This is a genomic window from Kitasatospora sp. NPDC034023 (assembly GCF_055575795.1).
On record NZ_JBVIRY010000012.1, the window covers coordinates 59,010 to 78,820 of the forward strand.

14 protein-coding genes and 2 tRNA genes are annotated in these 19,811 nt (G+C 72.9%); 10 read left to right on the forward strand and 6 right to left on the reverse strand.

The annotated features are described in order from the left end of the window. Positions 1–143 precede the first annotated feature (143 nt). Positions 144–1,847 (reverse strand): ABC transporter family substrate-binding protein, encoded by a 1,704-nt coding sequence (locus ACZ52R_RS17915; RefSeq protein WP_465620527.1) that lies wholly within the window; start codon positions 1,845–1,847, stop codon positions 144–146. Positions 1,848–2,181: 334 nt separating this feature from the next. Between ACZ52R_RS17915 and ACZ52R_RS17920 the strand changes: the two genes are divergently transcribed. The 4 genes from ACZ52R_RS17920 (at position 2,182) to ACZ52R_RS17935 (ending at position 6,458) form a co-directional block, all read left to right on the forward strand. Next, positions 2,182–3,162: an ABC transporter permease gene (locus ACZ52R_RS17920; RefSeq protein ID WP_465620526.1), complete on the forward strand. Its 981-nt coding sequence runs from the start codon at positions 2,182–2,184 to the stop codon at positions 3,160–3,162. A gap of 16 nt (positions 3,163–3,178) precedes the next feature. Continuing rightward, positions 3,179–4,219, forward strand: a complete 1,041-nt coding sequence (locus ACZ52R_RS17925; protein WP_465753711.1) for an ABC transporter permease — start codon at positions 3,179–3,181, stop codon at positions 4,217–4,219. Beyond that, entirely contained in the window at positions 4,216–6,324 is a 2,109-nt protein-coding gene (locus tag ACZ52R_RS17930; protein ID WP_465753712.1) for an ABC transporter ATP-binding protein, read from the forward strand. Before ACZ52R_RS17925 ends, ACZ52R_RS17930 begins: the two co-directional genes overlap by 4 nt. A 60-nt stretch (positions 6,325–6,384) precedes the next feature. After that, positions 6,385–6,458, forward strand: a tRNA-Lys gene (locus ACZ52R_RS17935). A gap of 144 nt (positions 6,459–6,602) precedes the next feature. Here the strand turns inward: ACZ52R_RS17935 and ACZ52R_RS17940 are convergent. Continuing rightward, positions 6,603–7,538 (reverse strand): alpha/beta fold hydrolase, encoded by a 936-nt coding sequence (locus ACZ52R_RS17940; RefSeq protein ID WP_465620520.1) that lies wholly within the window; start codon positions 7,536–7,538, stop codon positions 6,603–6,605. After that, positions 7,535–8,344 (reverse strand): DUF998 domain-containing protein, encoded by an 810-nt coding sequence (locus tag ACZ52R_RS17945; protein WP_465753713.1) that lies wholly within the window; start codon positions 8,342–8,344, stop codon positions 7,535–7,537. Before ACZ52R_RS17945 ends, ACZ52R_RS17940 begins: the two co-directional genes overlap by 4 nt. A gap of 123 nt (positions 8,345–8,467) precedes the next feature. Here ACZ52R_RS17945 and ACZ52R_RS17950 point away from each other — a divergent pair. The 3 genes from ACZ52R_RS17950 (at position 8,468) to ACZ52R_RS17960 (ending at position 12,564) form a co-directional block, all read left to right on the forward strand. Then, positions 8,468–8,541 (forward strand) — tRNA-Lys (locus ACZ52R_RS17950). Between the two features lie 238 nt (positions 8,542–8,779). Beyond that, the gene (locus tag ACZ52R_RS17955; RefSeq protein ID WP_465620516.1) at positions 8,780–11,245 is read left to right on the forward strand and encodes a transglycosylase domain-containing protein; all 2,466 of its coding nucleotides are present in this window, start codon (positions 8,780–8,782) and stop codon (positions 11,243–11,245) included. Positions 11,246–11,448: 203 nt separating this feature from the next. Continuing rightward, on the forward strand, positions 11,449–12,564 hold the full coding sequence (locus ACZ52R_RS17960) for an EamA family transporter (protein WP_465620514.1): 1,116 nt from the start codon (positions 11,449–11,451) through the stop codon (positions 12,562–12,564). Here ACZ52R_RS17960 and lepB read toward each other — a convergent pair. Both lepB and ACZ52R_RS17970 read right to left on the reverse strand, forming a co-directional pair. Further along, positions 12,527–13,135: a signal peptidase I gene (gene lepB / locus ACZ52R_RS17965; RefSeq protein ID WP_465753714.1), complete on the reverse strand. Its 609-nt coding sequence runs from the start codon at positions 13,133–13,135 to the stop codon at positions 12,527–12,529. The two genes, ACZ52R_RS17960 and lepB, sit on opposite strands and share 38 nt — an antisense overlap. A gap of 483 nt (positions 13,136–13,618) precedes the next feature. Then, a complete protein-coding gene (locus tag ACZ52R_RS17970) occupies positions 13,619–13,954 on the reverse strand; it encodes a chorismate mutase (protein ID WP_030060240.1) in 336 nt (111 codons plus the stop codon). A gap of 296 nt (positions 13,955–14,250) precedes the next feature. On the opposite strand from ACZ52R_RS17970, the gene ACZ52R_RS17975 reads away from it, so the two are divergent. Both ACZ52R_RS17975 and ACZ52R_RS17980 read left to right on the forward strand, forming a co-directional pair. Further along, positions 14,251–14,676: an OsmC family protein gene (locus tag ACZ52R_RS17975; protein WP_465620510.1), complete on the forward strand. Its 426-nt coding sequence runs from the start codon at positions 14,251–14,253 to the stop codon at positions 14,674–14,676. A gap of 571 nt (positions 14,677–15,247) precedes the next feature. After that, positions 15,248–17,128: a putative bifunctional diguanylate cyclase/phosphodiesterase gene (locus ACZ52R_RS17980; protein ID WP_465620611.1), complete on the forward strand. Its 1,881-nt coding sequence runs from the start codon at positions 15,248–15,250 to the stop codon at positions 17,126–17,128. 74 nt (positions 17,129–17,202) lie between these two features. Here ACZ52R_RS17980 and ACZ52R_RS17985 read toward each other — a convergent pair whose 3' ends face one another. Beyond that, a complete protein-coding gene (locus ACZ52R_RS17985; RefSeq protein ID WP_465620508.1) occupies positions 17,203–18,294 on the reverse strand; it encodes an LLM class flavin-dependent oxidoreductase in 1,092 nt (363 codons plus the stop codon). 629 nt (positions 18,295–18,923) lie between these two features. On the opposite strand from ACZ52R_RS17985, the gene ACZ52R_RS17990 reads away from it, so the two are divergent. Then, positions 18,924–19,511: a DedA family protein gene (locus ACZ52R_RS17990; RefSeq protein ID WP_465620609.1), complete on the forward strand. Its 588-nt coding sequence runs from the start codon at positions 18,924–18,926 to the stop codon at positions 19,509–19,511. Positions 19,512–19,811 lie beyond the last annotated feature (300 nt).

Below are 19,811 nucleotides of genomic sequence, written 5' to 3' on the forward strand. Positions count from 1 at the left end.
GCGGGCAACGCGGAAGGTCAAGGCCGGTGGCGGGACAGCGGGGGCGGCAGAGCCGACCTTCCCGTGTCGCACCACCGGCCTCGTGATCACCGCGCTGCTCGCCAGCGCCTGCCGTGCGGCCCGCCTCGCCGTGTCCGCGACGGCTACTTCTCCCAGCCGACCTTGCTGTAGTCCTCCCCCGCCAGCCCGAAGGCACCGTAGTTGGCGAGGCCCTTGCGCACCGCCAGCACGACCGGCCGCTGGTAGAGCTCGACGGTGTGGCCGAGCTCCCAGATCTTCGCGTCCGCCTGGTTGTAGAGCTTCGCGGCCTCCGTCGGGTCGACCGTCCCGGCCGCCTTCTTCAGTAGGTCGTCGATCTCCGGGGTGCCCAGGCGTGAGGGGTTCTCGAAGCTGTTGTCGCCCACCGGCAGGCGGAAGTTCGTCAGGCTCTTGGACAGCGGGAACGAGTCGGTGTTGCGCCAGCTCGCGATCTCGAACTTGCCCGGGTTCACGTACTTGGTGAAGAAGTCGTTGGACGGCACCTTGTCCAGGGCGACCTTGACCCCGGCCGCCTGCCACATCGCGGCCGCCGCGGTGGCCAGGTCGAGCTGGGCCTGCGGGGTGGCGTCGTTGATCACCCAGTGCAGCTCCAGCGGCTGCCCGTCCTTGGTGCGCGGCTGGCCGCTGCCGGCCTCCTTCCAACCGGCGTCGTCCAGCAGCTTCTTGGCGGCGGCCTGGTCGAACTTGGCCCACTCGCCGGAGTTGTCCTGGTAGCCGCTCTGGTTGGGCATGAAGACGTGGTTGCCGAGCGGCTTGAACTCGACCGGCACCCCGTTGTTGGCGATCTTGATCAGCGCCGAACGGTCGAGCGCCTTGCCGAGCGCCTGGCGGACCCGCTGGTCCGCCAGCGCGCCGCCCCCGCCGAAGGAGATGTGCACCTCGTCCCACGGGCTGGCCGCGCGGATCACGGTGTCCTTGGCGTCCTTGAGCTGCCCGTACGCGGTGGCGGTGCCGGCGGTGGCCAGGTCGATCTCGTTGTTGAGGTAGGCCTGGGTGGTCGCGGACTGGGACATCACCCGGAAGGTGAGCCGGTCCAGCTTGGGCTTGGTGCCCCACCAGGCCGGGTCCGGGACGAGGGTGAGGGTCTGCGCGGTCTTGTCCGCGACGCCGACCTTGAAGGAGCCCGCGGTGATCGGGATCTTCTCCACCCAGCCCTTGTTGAAGTCGTCCGGGGTGGAGATCCCGGCGGCCGGGATCAGCGGGCGGAACAGGTTCTGCCAGTCCGCGTACGGCTCGGAGAAGGTCACCTTCACCTCGCTCGGGTCGGCGCCCTGCTCGACGGCCGAGATCCGCTCGTACCCGGACGGGTCGGAGATGTTGTACGCGGCGTCCTTCCCGTTGCTGGCCTGCCAGTCCGCCTTGAAGTCCTGGTAACCGAGCGGCTTGCCGTCGGACCACTTGGCCTTGGGGTTGAGCTTGTAGGTGATCACCTGCGGCGAGGTCGAGGTGACCTTCGCCTCCACCAGGTAGTCGAGGTTGGGCTGGAAGGTGCCCGAGGCGTCCGTGTTGAAGAGCGACGGCTCCAGCGTGCGCATGATCGAGATCGCGTCGCCGTAGGTGCCGTCCACCTGGAACGGGTTCCACTGGGTGATCCACTGGTAGAGCGGGAGCCGCACCTCGCCGCCGTCCTTGACCTGGTCCAGCGGCTTGGCGTTGATGTCCTGGGAGTCCTGTCTCGGCGGCTCGCTCTTGGCCACGCCGTCGCCCGAACCGCTCCCGCCCGAGGTGCACGCGGTGACCGCCAGCGCGACGGCGACGGCAAGCGCGGCCGTCCTGCCGAGACGGCGGGCCGTAGTGGAAGCGTCCATGAGGTCCCCCTGGGTGAGTTCTGCGATGCGGGAGTTGTGCCGCGCGAGGTGTGACAAGGCTTGAGCATGGGCACTCAAACCGGCACCGAGCCAGAGGAACGTAACAGCGGATCAGATCCGCCACCAGGGGGAGGAGCGAACGCCTGATCCAAACGTCACAGGCGGCAATACCGCCGCAACACCACCGCCGTCCCCAGGTGTTTCACTCTGACCTGCACGTTCCCAACTCACCTGCCACCCCTGCCACCTGACGCCCGGACCGGGCCCCGACCGAAGGCCACCACCCGATGCCCACCAGACGCGTCGGCCCCGCCCCCACCCCGGGCGGCCGTTGATGCTCAGCTACCTGGCGAAGCGGCTGAGCTACTACGCGGTGCTGCTGATCGCCGCCGTCTTCCTGGCGTACGCGATCTCCGCGACAGCCCTGCAGCCCCGCACCTACTTCGACGCCAAGCTGCCCCGCCCGTCCGCCGAATCGGTCGAACGCCAGCTCACCGCGCTCAACCTGAACGACCACACCCCGGTGGTCGAGCGCTTCGGCCACTGGGCCGGCGGGCTGCTCCACGGCGATCTCGGCCGGACCATCCACGACACCCCGGTCACCGACGACTTCGGCCGGCGGGTGTGGGTCTCCCTGCGGCTACTGCTGATCGGCAGCCTGCTCGGCATCGTCCTCGGCATCGCCGTCGGGGCGTGGAGCGCCGTCCGCCAGTACCGGATCTCCGACCGGCTGCTGACCGTGCTGTCCTTCGTGCTGCTCTCCACGCCGGTCTTCCTGGTCGCGCTGTTCCTCAAGAACGGCGCCATCGCCGCCAAGGACGCGGCCGGCCACGAGGTGATCCCGTTCACCGGCTACGAGACCCCCGGACTGGCCGGCGGCCTCGGCACCCACCTCGCCGACTGGGCGCTGCACCTGCTGCTGCCCACCATCTCGCTGGCCCTCGGCGGCCTCGCCACCTACAGCCGCTACCAGCGCGGCACCATGCTCGACGTGCTCGGCTCCGACTACCTGCGCACCGCCGAGGCCAAGGGCCTCACCCGCGGCCGGGCGCTGCTGAAGCACGGGCTGCGCACCGCCGTGATCCCGATGTCGACCATGTTCGCCTACAGCTTCCTGGGCATCTTCACCGGCGCGATCTTCACCGAGACGATCTTCGGCTGGCACGGCATGGGCGAGTGGCTGATCCAGTCGATCAACGAACAGGACGTCAACTCGGTGGTGGCGATCAACCTGTTCACCGCGGTCGTCGTCCTCGCCTCCGGCTTCCTCGCCGACACCCTGCACGCCGCCCTCGATCCGCGCGTGCGGTCCTGACCGGAGGAGACCCGAGATGACCACCCTCTCCGTCGAACCGGCCGAGCCCACCGAACCCACAGGGCCCACGGCACTCACGGCACCCCCGGCTTCGGTCGGCGCGCCCCGGGCGAGCGGCCGCGGACGGCTCGTCCTGGCCCGGCTGCTCGCCGCCCGCGGGGCCCTCGCCGGGGCCGTCATCGTGCTGCTGCTGTTCGCGCTCGCCTTCGGCGGGCCGTACCTCACGCCCTGGCACTACGCCACCCCCGACTTCTCCGCGCTGCACCAACCCCCCTCCGCCGACCACTGGTTCGGCACCAACGGGGTCGGTCAGGACGTGTTCGCGCAGACCGTCCGCGGGTTGCAGAAGTCGCTGATCATCGGCCTGCTGGTGGCGCTCTTCTCCACCGTGCTGGCGTCCGTGGTCGGCGCCTGCGCCGGCTACTTCGGCGGCTGGGCGGACCGGGCGCTGATGTTCGTGGTGGACCTGCTGCTGGTCTTCCCCGCCTTCCTGGTCATCACCGTCGTCTCGTCCCGGCTGAAGAGCGCCGGCTGGATCGCCTTCGTCCTGCTGCTCGCACTGTTCAACTGGATGATCACCGCCCGGGTGGTCCGCTCGATGACCATCTCCCTGCGCGAGCGCGAATTCGTCCGCGCCGCACGGTTCATGGGCGTACGACCGCTGCGGATCATCAGCCGGCACATCCTGCCGAACGTCGCCTCCTTCCTCATCATCGACGCCACCATCGCGGTCGGCGGCGCCGTGATGAGCGAGACTGCGCTCTCCTACTTCGGCTTCGGGGTCAAGGCGCCGGACGTCTCGCTCGGCACCCTGCTCGCCGCCGGGACCAGCGAGGCCCCGGTGTTCCCCTGGCTGTTCTACTTCGCCGCCGGGCTGCTGGTGCTGTTCGTCCTCGCCGTCAACCTGATCGGGGACGGGCTGCGTGACGCCCTCGACCCCACCTCCGGCACCGCGCCCCGCCGCTCTCCCCGTTCCCGCCGTTCCGCCCGTTCCGGCCGTTCCGCCGACAGCCGTCGTTCCGTCAGCAGCCTTCGTTCCCGTAGGAAGCACCCGTGACCACCACCGTCGAAACCCCGCTGCTCGCCGTCCGGGACCTGCGGGTCGACTTCGCCGGGCCGCACGGCCCGGTCCCCGCCGTCCGCGGGGTGGACCTCACCCTGCGGCGCGGCGAGACCCTCGGCATCGTCGGCGAGTCCGGCTCGGGCAAGTCCGTCACCGCCCTCTCCGTGCTCGGGCTGCTGCCCGGGACGGCCCAGGTCAGCGGATCGGTGCGGCTGGACGGACGGGAGCTGGTCGGGCTGCCGGGCAGGGAGCTCGCGGCGATCCGCGGCCGCCGGGTCGCCATGGTCTTCCAGGACCCGCTCTCCGCCTTCACCCCGGTCTACCGGATCGGCGACCAGATCGCCGAGGCGGTCCGCATCCACCAGCGGGTGGACAAGGCCACCGCGCGGCGCCGGGCCGCCGAACTCCTCGACCTGGTCGGCATCCCGGCACCCGACCGGGCCCTGGACAGCTTCCCGCACGAGTTCTCCGGCGGCATGCGCCAGCGCGCGATGATCGCCATGGCCGTCGCCAACAAGCCCGACATCCTGCTCGCCGACGAGCCCACCACCGCACTCGACGTCACCATCCAGGCCCAGGTGCTGGACGTGCTGCGCACCGCCCGCCGGGAGACCGGCGCCGCGCTCGTCCTGGTCAGCCACGACCTCGGGGTGATCGCCGGAACGGCCGACCGGGTCGCGGTGATGTACGCGGGGCGGGTGGTCGAGACGGCCGCCGTGGACGAGCTGTTCGCGGCCCCGCACCACCCGTACTCGCTCGGGCTGATCGGCGCGCTGCCCCGGCTGGACGGGCGCGGCGGTCCGCTGGTGCCGATCCCCGGCGCCCCGGCGCCGATGGCCGAGCTGCCGCCGGGCTGCCCGTTCACGGCGCGCTGCCCGCTGGCGGAGGAGCGCTGCTCGACAGCGGAGCCCGTCCTGGAGGCCGTCCCCGGGCCGGCTTCGGAGGGTGCGGACGAACACCTGTCGGCGTGCGTGCGGTCGGCGGAGCTCGCCGAGCGGCGGCCCGCGCCGTCCGAGGTCTACCCCGTGCCGGAGCTGCCCGCCGCCTCCGCTCCCGGCGACCGCGCCGACCTGGCGCCGGTGCTGGCGGTGAGCGGCCTCGGCAAAACGTTTCCGCTACGCAAGGGCACGGTGTTCAAGCGCAAGGTCGGCGAGGTGTACGCGGTGGACGGCGTCGACCTCGACCTGCGCGAGGGCGAGACCCTCGGCCTGGTCGGGGAGTCCGGCTCCGGCAAGTCCACCACCCTGTTCGAACTGCTGCGGCTCGGCGCCCCGGAGACCGGCCGGATCGAACTGCTCGGCCACGACACCGCGAAGCTGACCCGGGCCGAAGTCCACCGGCTCCGCGCCGAACTGCAGATCGTCTTCCAGGACCCGATGGCCAGCCTCGACCCCCGGATGCCGATCGGCGACATCGTCGCGGAACCCCTGCTCGCCCAGCGCACCCCCCGCGCGGAGATCGCCCGCCGGGTGCCCGAGCTGCTCCGCCAGGTCGGCCTCGACCCCGACCACGCCGTCCGCTACCCGCACCAGTTCTCCGGCGGGCAGCGCCAGCGCGTCTCGATCGCCCGGGCGCTCGCCGTCCGCCCCAAACTGCTGGTGTTGGACGAACCGGTCTCCGCACTGGACGTCTCCATCCAGGCCGGGGTGCTCAACCTGCTGCAGGCGCTCAAGGCGGAGCTCGGGCTCTCCTACCTGTTCGTCTCGCACGACCTCTCGGTGATCCGGCACCTCGCCGACCGGGTCAGCGTGATGTACCTCGGCCGGACGGTCGAGCAGGGCGAGGTCTCCGCCGTCTTCGACCGCCCCCGTCACCCGTACACCCGCGCCCTGCTCTCCGCCGTCCCGCTCCCCGACCCCGCCGCCGAGCGCGCCCGCGACCGCATCCTGCTCGCCGGCGACCCGCCCTCCCCCACCGAGCGCCGCACCGGCTGCCCCTTCCGCACCCGCTGCCCGCGCTACGCCGGGCTCACGGCCCCGGCGGACCGGGCCCGCTGCGAGCAGGAACGGCCGGCGCTGACCGGCAGCGCGCCGGGGGCGGACCACCAGGCGGCCTGCCACCACCCGGAGCCGCCACCTGCGGATCATCACAAAGAGTGATCACCCGAATACGATTCGGCGGATCGGCCCGGCGCCGTGTAATGTCTTCGACGTCAGCAGGCGCCGCTAGCTCAGTTGGTTAGAGCAGCTGACTCTTAATCAGCGGGTCCGGGGTTCGAGTCCCTGGCGGCGCACATGGCAAGGTCTCAGGCCGTCCACTCCGGTGGGCGGCCTGAGGCGTTTCCGGAGCGGGTGGACCTTCCCACCGTGACCGGGACGGCCCGGTTGGAACGCCGACTGCAGCAGGGAACGGAGGGCGAGCCGATCCGCCCAGGACCTCAGCTCGTGTCGAGTACGGCCGAGGCCACGGCGTCCGGGCGGTCGAACATCACCAGATGCCCGGCCGGAGCCGTGGTGCGGAAGTCGGCGCCGAGCAGCGCCGCGAGTTCCCGCTGCTCGGCCAGCCAGGCCTCGGTGCGGCGGGTCCGGCAGCCGTCGTCGGCGGCCAGCACGGTGACCGGCAGCTCCTCGGGCAGCGGCCGGGTGCGCCGCAGCCCGTCCAGCTCGGCCGCCACGTCGAGGTAGCGCGCGTTCTCCCGCAGCAGCGCGCGCAGGGCCCGGCCGGTGCGGTAGCAGTGCCGGACCAGCGGTGCCGGGGCGAGGTCCTCGCGGCGGACGGTGGACAGCCGGGCCGCCATCCGGCGGGCTGTCGGGCCCAGCAGGTACGGCACGGCGAGGGCGGTGGCGGCGCCGGCCGCCGCCCGGGCCGCCAGGTCGCGCGCGCCGGGCGCCGGGTACGGCCGGGCCGCCGGCTCGACGCTGCCGTCGACCAGGACCAGCCCGGCGGTCCGCTCCGGGTGCAGCCGGGCGAAGGCCTCGACGTGGAAACCGGCGAGCGAGTGGCCGACGACGGTGCAGGGCTCGCGCAGCCCGAGGCCGTCCAGCACCACCCGGATCCGCCCGGCCTCGCCGGCCGCCGTCGGGGCGGGCCGCCCGGTGGCGGGCTCGGCGGCGCTCAGCCCGTAACCGGGCCGGTCGAAGCGGACCACGGTGCGGTACGGGGTGAGGAAAGGGACGACGAGGTCCCAGTCGAACCAGCTGCTGCCGAGGCCGCCGCTGAGCAGGCAGACCGGGCCGCTGCCCTCAATGCGGACGTGCAGCGGGACGCCGTCGATGCGCAGGAAGCACGCCCGGGTGCCGGGGTCGTCGGGCCGGCGGGGGTCGCCGGGGGTGTGCGGGCCTCCGGGGGTGCCGGGGTCGCCGGGTGCGGTCATGTCGGCCTCCGTTCCGGGAGCGGCCCGGCCTGGTGGCGCTGCTCCGGCCCGTCCGGCCGGGCGGACCTGGTGGACCGGGCGGACGTGGTGGACCGGGCGACGCCCACCGCCAGGACGGCCAGCCAGAGCGCGACCAGCAACACCTGCAGCCGCTGGCCGGCCCCGAGCGCCCAGGTGCCGCGCCCGGCCTGGAAGGCGGCGATCGCGGCGAGGCTCCAGGCGGTGGCGAGCAGTTCGGCGCCCAGCAGCCAGGGCCCGACCCGGCGCACCGGCGGCCACCAGCCGTAACGGCGGGCGGCGACGGTGAGCGCGACCAGCGCGGTGAGCGCCCCGAGCATCGCGAGGCTGCTGGTGACGGCGTGCGTGGTGTGGGTCGCGGGGACGAGCCCGGCGGTCTCGCGGGCCGCGCACATCTCGTCGCTGGTGGGGGTGCAGCTGAGCGGCAGCCGGGAGTCGGCGGCGGTCGCGGCGCCGAACAGGGCCAGGGCGGACCAGCCGGCGAGCGCCCAGCGGCCGCGCCGGGAATCCCCGGCGCGTCCGGTGGCGGGGCCGCCGGTGAGGCCGCTCGCGAGGGCGGTGCCGGCGGCGGCGAGCAGGCAGAGCCCGGCGGCCAGGTCGGTGGCCCGGAACAGGCCGCCCAGCGGCTGGTCCTCGGCGGCGAGTTCGCTGACGTACGCCTGCACCGGGTCGAGGCCGGTGCTCAGCACGACCTCCAGCACCCAGGCGGTGTACGCCACGGCGCTGAGCAGCAGCAGGGCGGCGACCGTGGTCCGCGCGGTGCGCTGTCCTGGCTGGGGGCTGGGCACGGTTCCACCCTAACCAGCGGCGAACTGCAGCCCAACCGGAAGGAAAGGGACGGATCGGGCGCCGGTCGACCGGGGCGGTTCGAGGCACCCCTCGGGACCGTGTATTGTTTTCCAGGTCAGCAGGCGCCGCTAGCTCAGTTGGTTAGAGCAGCTGACTCTTAATCAGCGGGTCCGGGGTTCGAGTCCCTGGCGGCGCACAGACATTGGGGAGCCTCTCGCACTGCGAGGGGCTCCCCGATTTTTTGGCCTTCGACGTCCGATTTGCGTGTGATGTCGGTCTCGATCGCCGATCCGACGGAGCCATCGGGCCCGTCCCGCTCGTCCAGGGCAGTAGAACCGGAATCGGGACAAAGGTCCCCACCGCCGATGCCCCCACCCGCCGATGCCCCACGCCCGTGCAGGCTGCTTCGGTCCGCCCGCAGGAAAGGCCGCGCTTTGTCCCGAAACGCCCAGAGCGGCCGTCGCACGCCGTCGATCAGTCTCCGGCCGGTCAAGCGGTTCAAGCGCCCCACCGGCGCGGCCGGTCTCGCCGGTGTGTCCGGTGTCGCCGGCGGGTCCGGCGGCTCCGGCGGGTCCGGCGGCAGGAAGCCGCGCCGTCCGAAGCGCACCGGCTGGCGTCGGCTGATACCGACCTGGCGGATGACCCTGCTCGGCTTCGCCTCGGCGCTGCTGCTCGGCATCGGCCTGTTCGTGCTGGGGATCACGCTGGTGAAGGTCCCGGACGCGCACGCCGCCGCGACCGCGCAGAGCAACACCTGGCTCTACTCGGACGGTTCGGTGATCACCCGCACCGGCCAGACCAACCGGCAGAACGTCACCCTGGACAAGGTCTCCCCCGCCGCCCAGCACGCCGCGCTGGCCGCCGAGGACCGCAACTTCTACAACGAGGGCGCGGTCAACATCCAGGGCCTGGTCCGGGCCGCGGTCAACACCGCCCAGGGCCAGGGCACCCAGGGCGGTTCCACCATCACCCAGCAGTACGTGAAGAACACGTACCTGAGCCAGAAGCAGTCGGTCACCCGCAAGGTGAAGGAACTCTTCATCGCCATCAAGGTGGACGCCACCGAGAGCAAGGACGACATCCTCTCCGGTTACCTGAACACCTCCTACTACGGCCGCGGCGCCTACGGCATCCAGGCCGCCGCCCAGGCCTACTTCGGCGTCGACGCCTCCGCGCTCTCCCCTGCGCAGGGCGCCTACCTGGCCACCCTGCTGAACGCGCCGAGCGCCTACGACGTGGCCACCGCCACCGAGGCGGGCAAGCAGAACGCCGTCAACCGCTGGAACTACGTGCTGGACGGCATGGTCAAGGAGGGCTGGCTCCCCGGCGAGGAGCGGGCCAAGACCACCTTCCCGGACGTCCGGGACCCGCAGCCGAACCCGGGCCTGTCCGGCCAGGCCGGCTACCTGGTGAACGCGGCCACCCAGTACCTGACCTCGAACGGGGCCATCAGCGAGACCGAGCTGGCCAAGGGCGGCTACACGATCAAGCTGAGCATCGACCCCGGCCGCCAGCAGGCCATGCAGGACTCCGTCCAGGCGCAGCTGCGCGACACCCTGAACCCGGACAAGCGGAAGAAGGACGCGGCCGCCCAGGCCGGCGCCGTCTCGGTGGACCCGAAGACCGGTGCCATCGTCGCCCTGTACGGCGGCGTCGACTACGTGAAGCACTACGTGGACAACGCGACCCGGCGCGACTACCAGGCCGGTTCGACCTTCAAGGCGATCGCCCTGGCCGCCGCCTTCGAGAACGACGCCAAGACCCAGGACGGCCGCACCGTCACCCCGCGCACGGTCTACGACGGCACCAGCGGCCGGAAGGTCCGCGGCGGCAAGGGCACCCCGTACGCGCCGCCGAACGAGGGTGACAAGAGCTACGGCCAGATCACCCTGCAGCAGGCCACCGACTGGTCGGTCAACTCGGCGTTCGCGCAGCTCGCGCAGGACACCGGGCTGCAGAAGGTCCGGGACACCGGCATCGCGCTGGGCCTGCCCGGCACCACCCCGGGCCTCGACCCGGTCCCCTCCATCCCGCTGGGCGCGGCCACCCCGAGCGTGCTCGACATGGCCGGCGTGTACGCCACGCTGGACAACGGCGGCAAGCAGATCACCCCGTGGCTGGTGCAGTCGGTGGACCGCGACGGCGAGGCCGTGTCGCTGCCCGCGCACAAGACCACCCAGGCGGTCAGCGCGGACACCGCCAACCAGGTCACCTCGATGCTCCAGGGCGTGGTGAACGACCCGGGCGGCACCGGCTGGCGGGCCAAGTCGCTCGGCCGCCCGGTGGCGGGCAAGACCGGCACCACCGACGACCAGAAGTCCGTCTGGTTCGTCGGCTACACCCCCGAGCTGGTCACCTCGGTCGCGCTGTTCGGCCAGGACCCGGGCACCGGCGCCCAGGTCAGTCTGAGCGGCGTCGGCGGGATCGACGGCGCGGCGGGCGGCCAGTACCCGGCGCAGATCTGGACCGGCTACATGAAGGCCGCGCTCAAGGGCCAGCCGGTCAGCGACTTCCCGACCCCCGCCGACGGCGGCGACTCCTCGGGCGCCACCGACCTGCCGACCAGCCCGAGCACGCCGAGCGGCACCCCGTCGACGGGCGCCCCCACCGGCGGTCCGAGCAGCGGCGCCACCACCCCGCCCGGCGACGGGTCGGGCTCCGGCCCGACGTCGCCGTCGGACGGCACCGGCGGCGGGGCCACCACGGCACCGACGGCTCCCGCGACCACCCAGCCGACCACCCAACCCACCTCCCGGCCGACCGGGCGACCCACCACGCGGCCGACTCCGACCACCCAGCCGACCACGGACCCGACCTCGCAGCCGACCACCCAGCCCACGGGCGCGGCGGGCGCTCTCACGGGGGCCGGGGCGGGGACCTCGTCGCAGTCCGGGGGCTGACCTGCGGGGAGGCCGTTGACCGGCCGATCGGCGCGGTTGATCGGCGCGGTTGATCGGCCGGGTTGGTCGGCCGGGTTGGTCGGCCCGGTTGGTCGGCCCGGTTGGTCGGCCCGGTGATTGCGCCACTGCGCACAGTTCAGTGCAGGACCAAATGCCGAAATGGCGCCTTACCGAAGTATCGGTATGACTGTCACAATGCGGCGGTGCACAGATCAACGGCCCCGTCCACCCTCCCCTCGGGCAGAACCCTCGGCCTCAGCCTCGCGCTGGTCTCCGCCTTCGCCTTCGGCGGCTCCGGTACGGCGGCCAAGCCGCTGATCGAGGCCGGTCTCTCCCCGCTGCACGTGGTGTGGCTGCGGGTCACCGGCGCCGCCGTGGCCCTCCTCCCGATCGCCTACCGGCACCGGGACGCCGTACTGCGCCGCCCCGGCCTGCTGCTCGGCTTCGGCCTGCTCGCCGTGGCGGGCGTCCAGGCCTGCTACTTCGCGGCGATCTCCCGCATCCCGGTCGGCGTCGCCCTGCTCATCGAGTACCTCGGGCCGCCGCTGCTGATCGGCTACGTCAAGTTCGTCCAGCGCAAGCCGATCAGCCGGGGCGCGGCCATCGGCGCCGGCGTCGCGGTGGCCGGCCTGGCCTGCGTGGTCGAGGTCTGGAACGGCCTGAGCTTCGACGCCCTGGGCGTGCTGTTCGCCCTCGGCGCGGCCTGCTGCCAGGTCGGCTACTTCGTGCTCGCCGACGCCGGCCGCCACGGCGAGCGCCCGGTCGACCCGCTGGCCGTCAGCGCGTACGGGCTGCTCATCGGCGCCGTCCTGCTCACCGCCGTCACCCGGCCCTGGCAGGCCGACTGGGGCCCGCTCGGCGGCGACGTGGTGATGAACGGGCACACCCTGCCCGCGTTCGTCCCCGCCGTGTGGATGGTCCTGATCGCGACCGTGCTCGCCTACCTGACCGGCGTGATCTCCGTCGGGTACCTCTCGCCGCCGGTCGCCGGAGTGGTGGCCAACCTGGAGGCCGTGGTCGCCACCGTGCTGGCCTGGGTGCTGCTCGGCGAACACCTGGGGCTGCCGCAGATCGCGGGCGGTCTGCTGGTGCTGGCCGGGGCTTTCGCGGCTCAGGCGAGCACGTCGGGAGCGGAGGAGAAGGCCGGGGTCGCGGTGGACGCGGATCCCGTCCGTGCCGCCTCCGACGGGGCCCGCGACGGCTCCGACGGGCTTCGCGACGGGTCCGACGGGGCCCGCGACGGCCACGGCGCCCGGGAGCGGGTGGCCGCCGAGCGCGCGGTCAGCGGCCGGTCCAGCCGAACCAGTCGAGGTGATTGATCGGCCACACGACGCCCGCCACCGGGCCGACCACGTTGCTCACCGGCACGGCGCCGCCACCGGTGCCGCGCTGGTGGTAGCGGGAGTCGGCCGAGTCGCTGCGGTGGTCGCCCTCGACCCAGACGTAGCCCGCGGGCACCTTCACCGGACCGAAGTCCAGGCCCGCGCAGGAGTCGTCGCCCGCGTGCAGGTACGGCTCGTCCACCTTCCGCCCGTCGACGCTCAGGGTGGTGCCCTCGCACTGCACGGTCTGGCCGCCGGTCGCGATGACCCGCTTGACCAGGTAGTTGTCGTCCTTCGGCGGCACCAGCCCGACGAAGCTGAGCGCCGAGCTCACGGTCTTGGTGAACGGGTTCGGGTCGGTGGGCTGCGGCGGCAGCCAGCCACCCGGGTCCTTGAAGACCACCGGCTGCCCCGGCTCCGGCTCCCAGCCGGTCAGCGGCGCCAGCTTGTTCACGCCGACCCGGTCACCGATCCGCAGGGTGTTCTCCATCGAGCCGGACGGGATGGAGAACACCTGGAACAGGCAGGTCTTGATCAGCAGCGCGACCGCCAGGCCGACCACGACCATCGCCGGCAGCTCGATCCACCACGGCCGGGGACGGCGACCCGACCGGCCTGTACGGCCTGTACGGCCCGTCCCGTTCGGGCGGGTGGCCCGGCGCCCGCCCGAACCGCGGGCCCGACGGCGGGCCTCGGCGCGACCGCCGGGTGCCTGGTGAGCGTGCGGGGCGTACGGGGAGTCCTGGGCATGCGGGGCGTCCTGGGTGGCGGAATCGTCGGGAGCTCCGCTGGGCGTTGCGGGCAGGTTCACCGCCATCGTCGCTGCTCCACCTCTCCGGCTGGGGAAACCTGCACGCTACGCCAACCGTGGAGCCTGGCGAAATCGGGCATTTAGCCGTCACCGACATCGGCGGGTGCCTGCGCCGCGCTCCGAAAGTGCCCCAGGAGTGCGACCGGGAAGGCTCCGAGATCGCTCCGGAACCGTATCCAGGGGCCCTCCGGACTGGGCTCCCCTTCCCTCCGGCTCCCCTCGGGCGCCGCGGCTCCCCCTTCAGGCGCGGGCGATGGCCTCGTGGTGCCGGATGACCTCGGCGATGATGAAATTCAGGAACTTCTCAGCGAAGACCGGGTCGAGCTTCGCCCCGGCGGCCAGTTCGCGGAGCCGCTTGATCTGGTCCCGCTCGCGCGCCGGGTCGGCCGGCGGCAGCTTGTGCTCGGCCTTGAGCCGGCCGACCCGCTGGGTCGCCTTGAACCGCTCGGCCAGCATGTGGACCACCGCGGCGTCGATGTTGTCGATGCTCTCGCGCAGGCTGGTCAGCTCAGCCCGTACGGCGTCGTCGATCCCCTCGGACAGGCCGGCGTCGGGGGTCGTGGAGTGGTCCGTCATCGGGGCGGCTCCCGGTGTCTGCTGGGTGGGCGCCCGACCGTACGCCGGCCGGGCTCGGGCCCGGGCAAATCTAACAGGGCCCCGCTCGGGCCCCGCACCGTTGAGCTGATCCGTCCACGATCCGGACAGCCGGCGGTGCCCTCGGGCACCCCGCCGGCACCCGGCGCCACCAGGGCCGTCGGGCGTCGTCCGGCGCGGCGTGACACGCCGGACCGGGCAGCGGGTTGCCCGTAGGCTGGTGCGTGCATGACCGGAAGTGACCGTTGAGCAGTCCCCCAGTAATGGAGGTACCGATCGTGGCAACCACCCGCACCGCTCGTACGGCCTGGGAGGGCAACCTCCTCCAGGGAAAGGGCCAGACGACCTTCGTCTCGTCCGGGATCGGCACGTATCCGGTGTCCTGGCCGGCCCGCGCCGAGCAGGCCAACGGGAAGACCAGCCCTGAGGAGCTCATCGCCGCCGCCCACTCGGCCTGCTTCTCGATGGCCCTCTCGGCCGGCCTGTCCGGCGCCGGCACCCCGCCCACCACGCTGGACACCCAGGCCGATGTCACCTTCCAGCCGGGCGAGGGCATCACCGGCATCCACCTGACCGTCACCGGCGACGTGCCCGGCCTGGACGAGGCGGGCTTCGTCAAGGCCGCCGAGGACGCCAAGGCCAACTGCCCGGTCAGCCAGGCCCTGACCGGCACCACCATCACCCTCACGGCGAAGCTGGCCTGACGCCCCGGCATCTTCCTCCACCGCCTCCGCTTCGTCTGCGCCTGTCCCACCCCGGCGCGCAACCGGCGCCCAGGGGCGCGGCTTCGGCGCACGCGCCCCTGGCGCACATCTCATGATGTGCACCGGGGGCGTCCGCACGTACCGACACCCATGATCACAAAGCGGGCGAATCACCCTGGCGGCGGTCACGGCGCGTTGCCGTCGCGGCCTATGATCGGCCGAAGCGCCCTGTCCTTCACGCGGGTCCCCACGCGACAGCGCCCCACGGCGGGCGCACCGCAGCGGACCGACTCCGAGGACCACGACAGAGCGCGGAGCCGGCCGCCGGAGTCCCGACTGACCGGCCGAACCATCGTCAAGCGTCAGCAGCGGACGGGAGCATGCCGTGCCGGGCCAGAACGAGGGGGCCGACGCGCACCACCCGGGCGTGCGGCACGAGGGATCACCACACCACCACCTCGCCGCGCCGGTCCTCGACCCGGCCGCCGGACCGGTCTCCGGTTCCGCCGCTGGGCTGGTCGCCGGTTCCACTACCGCCCGCGGCGCCTGCGGGACGCTGGAGGAGCCCGAGGTGCTGCTCTGCCCCACCTGCTCGGCGCCACTCACCGACGGCACGCACCGGGGCGCCACCGACGGGACCGACCGGGCGGACGGCGGCCCCGACCGGCTGCTGGCCGCGCTACGGGCCAGCGAGTCCCGGTTCCGGGCCGCCTTCTGCGACGCGGTCATCGGGATGGCCCTGATCGATCCCGAAGACCGGATCATCGAGGTCAACCCCGCCTTCGCCGCCCTGATCGGACGGAGCGTCGGCGAACTGGTCCGCACCCACCTGCACGAGATCATCGACCCGGAGGGCATGCCGGCCCGGCTGTTCCCCGAGCTCGTCCACGGTGAGCGGGAACGGTTCCGCGTGGAGAAGCAGCTCAAGCACCGTGAGGGCCACGAGGTCTGGAGCAAGGTCACCGTCTCGCTGATCCGGGACGGCGCCGGGCAGCCGCTCTACACCCTCGCACTGGTGGAGGACATCACCGAGCAGCGCCGGCTCGGCGACCGTCTGGAGTACCAGGCCCAGCACGACCCGCTGACCCGGCTGCCCAACCGGGCCTACTTCTTCGAACGGCTCGACGCCGCCTGCCTCACGGTGACCGAGGAGCCCACGCGTGGCGCAGCCGCCGACGGGAGCCGCCGGGTCGGTGTCTGCTACCTGGACCTCGACGGCTTCGCGGCGATCAACGAGGCCCTCGGCCACCACATCGGAGACCAGCTGCTGATCGCCGTCGCCGCCCGGCTGCGGCGCGGGCTCGACGGGCACGACACCCACCTGGTGGCCCGGATGGGCGGCGACGAGTTCGCCGTCCTGGTCACCGACAGCCTGGGCAGCGAGCAGCTGACCGAGCTGGCCGCCCGGATCCTGGAGGTGCTGGAACGTCCCTTCGACATCGCCGGGCACCGGCTGGTGATCACCGCCAGCGTCGGCGTGGTCGAGCGCTCCGTGCACGAGACCACCCCGACCGACCTGGTCAAGGACGCCGACGCCACCCTCTACTGGTCCAAGGCCGACGGCCGCGCCCGCTGGACCCTCTACGACCCGGACCGCGGCGCCCACCAGCTCACCCGCCAGCTGCTCGCCACCGCGCTGCGGCCGGCCCTGGAGCGCGGCGAGTTCACCATCGAGTACCAGCCGCTGGTCGGCCTGGCCGACGGCGCCGTGCACGGGGCCGAGGCCCTGGTCCGCTGGCGCCACCCCCGCTACGGGACGCTCTCGCCCGACCGGTTCATCCCGCTCGCCGAGGAGTCCGGCGCGATCGTGCCGCTCGGGAAGTGGGTGCTGGAGGAGTCCTGCCGCCAGGCCCGGCAGTGGCTCACCGAATTCCCGGACACCGAGACCTTCGTGAGCGTCAACCTGGCCGCCCGTCAGATCTGGGACTCCGACGTCGTCGCCGACGTCGCCCGGGCCCTCGAACACACCGGCCTGCCGGCCCGGCTGCTCCAGCTGGAGATCACCGAGAGCGCCCTGCTCGGCCCCGGCGGGCGCCCGCTGCAGGCCCTGCAGGCGCTCGCGGACATGGGGGTGCGGATCGCGATCGACGACTTCGGCACGGGCTACTCCAACCTGGCCTACCTCTCCCGACTGCCGGTGCACGTGCTGAAACTGGACGGCACCTTCATCGAGGGCTTCCGCGACCCCGCCCCCGCGGACCGCCCCGGCCTCCCCGAGCTCGGTACCCGCCGCAGCGACGCCGACGAGCAGATCGTCGGCGCGATGGTGCAGCTGGCCCACGCCCTCGGCCTGACCGTCACCGCCGAGGGCATCGAGAGCGCCGCCCAGGCCGAGCGGCTGCGGCTGACCGGCTGCGACACCGCCCAGGGCTGGTACTTCGCCCGACCGGGCGAGGCCGCGCTGGTCGCGGCCATACTCCGCGAGGGCCGCCCCGCCCTGGACGGGCGGTAGCGGCCGCCGTCGGGCGCCGGGCCTCGGTCGGGCCGTACGCCTCCGCGATCAGGCCGTGGCCGTGGCAGTGGCTGTCAGGCAGTGGCCGTCAGGCCGTACGCCTCGGCGATCAGGCCGTAGGAGCGGAGGCGGGCCTCGTGGCCGTGGATGTGCGAGGTGACCATCAGCTCGTCCACCCCGGTCCGCTTGCGCAGGGCCTCCAGTCCGTCGGCGACCCGGCCCGGGTCGCCGAGCACGACGTTGTCGAGCCAGCTGTCGATGAAGTCCGCCTCGGCCGGGCTGTACGGGTACTGCTCGGCCTCCTCCGGGGTGGGGATCGGGCCCGGATTGCCGCGCCGCAGCCGGAGCATGCCGAGCGCGGCGGAGCGGGCGAGGCGGCGGGCCGAGGGCTCGTCGTCGGCGGCGACGGCGCTCACACCGATCAGCGAGTACGGCTCGGCGAGCACGGCGGAGGGGCGGAAGGACGAGCGGTAGAGGTCCAGGGCCGGGAGGGTGTTGGCGCTGCTGAAGTGGTGGGCGAAGGCGAACGGGAGGCCGAGGCGGCCCGCGAGTTGGGCGCTGAAGCCGGAGGAGCCGAGCAGCCAGACCGGCGGGCGGCCCTCGCCCTTGGGCACCGCGGTCAGCCGGGCGTACGGGTGCCCGGCGGGGAAGTCGCCGTCGAGGAAGTGGGTCAGCTCGGCGAGCTGCTGCGGAAAGTCGTCCGCGCCTTCGGCGTTGCCGCGGCGCAGCGCGCGGGCGGTGGCCGGGTCGGTGCCGGGGGCGCGGCCGAGCCCGAGGTCGATGCGTCCGGGGTGCAGGGCTTCCAGCAGGCCGAACTGCTCGGCGATGGCCAGCGGGGCGTGGTTGGGGAGCATCACGCCGCCCGAACCGAGCCGGAGCGTCGTGGTGTTGGCCCCGAGGTGGGCGATCAGGACGGCCGGGGTCGAGCTGGCCACCCCGGGCATGCCGTGGTGCTCGGCCACCCAGAAGCGGTGGTAGCCCCACTGCTCGGCCTTACGGGCCAGAGCGGTGGTGGCCGTCAGGGCCTCGGCCGGCGTGTAGCCGACGCCGACGGTGGCCAGGTCGAGGATCGAGAGCGGAGCGGGCGCCGCGCCGCGGGCGGTGCCCCGGATCGCCGCGCCGGCCGCCGGCTCGGTCCCGTGCTCCTGCTGGTCCTCGGTGGTCATGCCGTCCGCCCTCCTGGCTGTCCTTGAGCCGGCCTTCGTGTGGCGATCGCACGGGTCCGGGTGGGCCCGGCGGTCGCTGCTGCCGACCCGGGTCAACCACGGCCGGGGGCTCGCTGTTCCCGGGGGCCGGGTGTCGTTCGGTTCCGGTCCGGGCGCGTTTCGGCCATTCCGTTCGGGGCTACCGACCGACCGTTCGGCTGACGGAAAGCCATCGGACGGACACGGCTGGCGACTTCACGCCAGCGCCGGAAGTCGCCAGCGCCGGGGCTCGCGACGGCGGCCGGCGTCCGGCAGTCTGGTGATCAGGAGCGGATCGCCGAGCGGGGTCCGCACTCCACCAGCAAGATCGTCGGGCTGGACCAGCTCCGAACGATCACTGCGAGCCCCCGGCGCGGCACCCCGCCCCGGGGGCTCGTTCGATGTGCGGCAGCCTTCCTCCACAGGGGACGCCCCCCTGTGCCACTGGCCCGCGCGTGCGGCCCGGCAGCGCGACCGGCGGCCGGAACCCGCGGTCGTGATCTGCGGCATACCGGGGTGCTTCATGGCATGAAAAATCGAGGCGCTAGCGTTGACCCCTACAGCCACCTGCTCGCTCGGGCGGCGTGGAGGGAGTAAGGGCCTTGAACTTCGTGGCGGCGATCGGATCCTCGTGGATCTGCGCCCTGGCTCTGTTCGCCGTGCTCGGCGACGCCCTCCTCCCCTTCATTCCCAGCGGGACGCTGGTCATCCTGGCCGTACTCAAGACGGCGCAGATCAACGGGGCCCCGCTGCTGCTCGGCCTGGGCGTGGCAGTGGCCTCCTTCCTGGGCGACGTCCTCCTGCTCCACCTGGCGCGGCGCGGCGCCCCCATGCTGCACCGCCGGCTGGCCCGGCGCCCCAAACTCGCGGCCAGCGTGACCCGGGTCCAGGAGGCCCTGATCGAACGTCCGCACGGCGCCGCCGCCGCGATGGTGGTGATCGCGCGGTTCGTCCCGGCCGGACGGACCGTCCTCGACGTGGCCATCGGCCACTCCCCCGCCCATCCGCACCGCTTCCTGCACTGGTCGGCGCTGGCGGCACTGATCTGGGCCGCCTACATCGTGACGCTGGGCTGGCTGAACAGCCACTGGTTCAACACCGCCTGGCTGAGCCTCGTGGTCTCCTGCGCGGCGGCCACCGCGATCAGCACCGCGATCGCGCGGATGGTGCGCCGCAACCGGCGGCTTGCCGCGCTCTGACCGGCGCACCCCGGACGGCCGCCTTCGCCGGACCCCTGCCTTCGGGCCACTCCGCCCATCAAGGGGCAAAAGTTTTCCCAAAAGGGCGATCAACCGGGCCGAACGCTGACGAACCCCCACTGAACCCGGGCAGACCGGCGGTAGCGTACTGCGCGGGCCGCGAGGAGTGCGAAGCGTCACAGGACGGCAACAGACGCCGAATCCGTGCAGCCCAGCCGCACGCGCCCGACGTGTTGAGAGTCGTCGGAGCTCGGCGACCTTGGAGGCCGTCGCAGCAACATGGCATGCTAACGGCGGAAT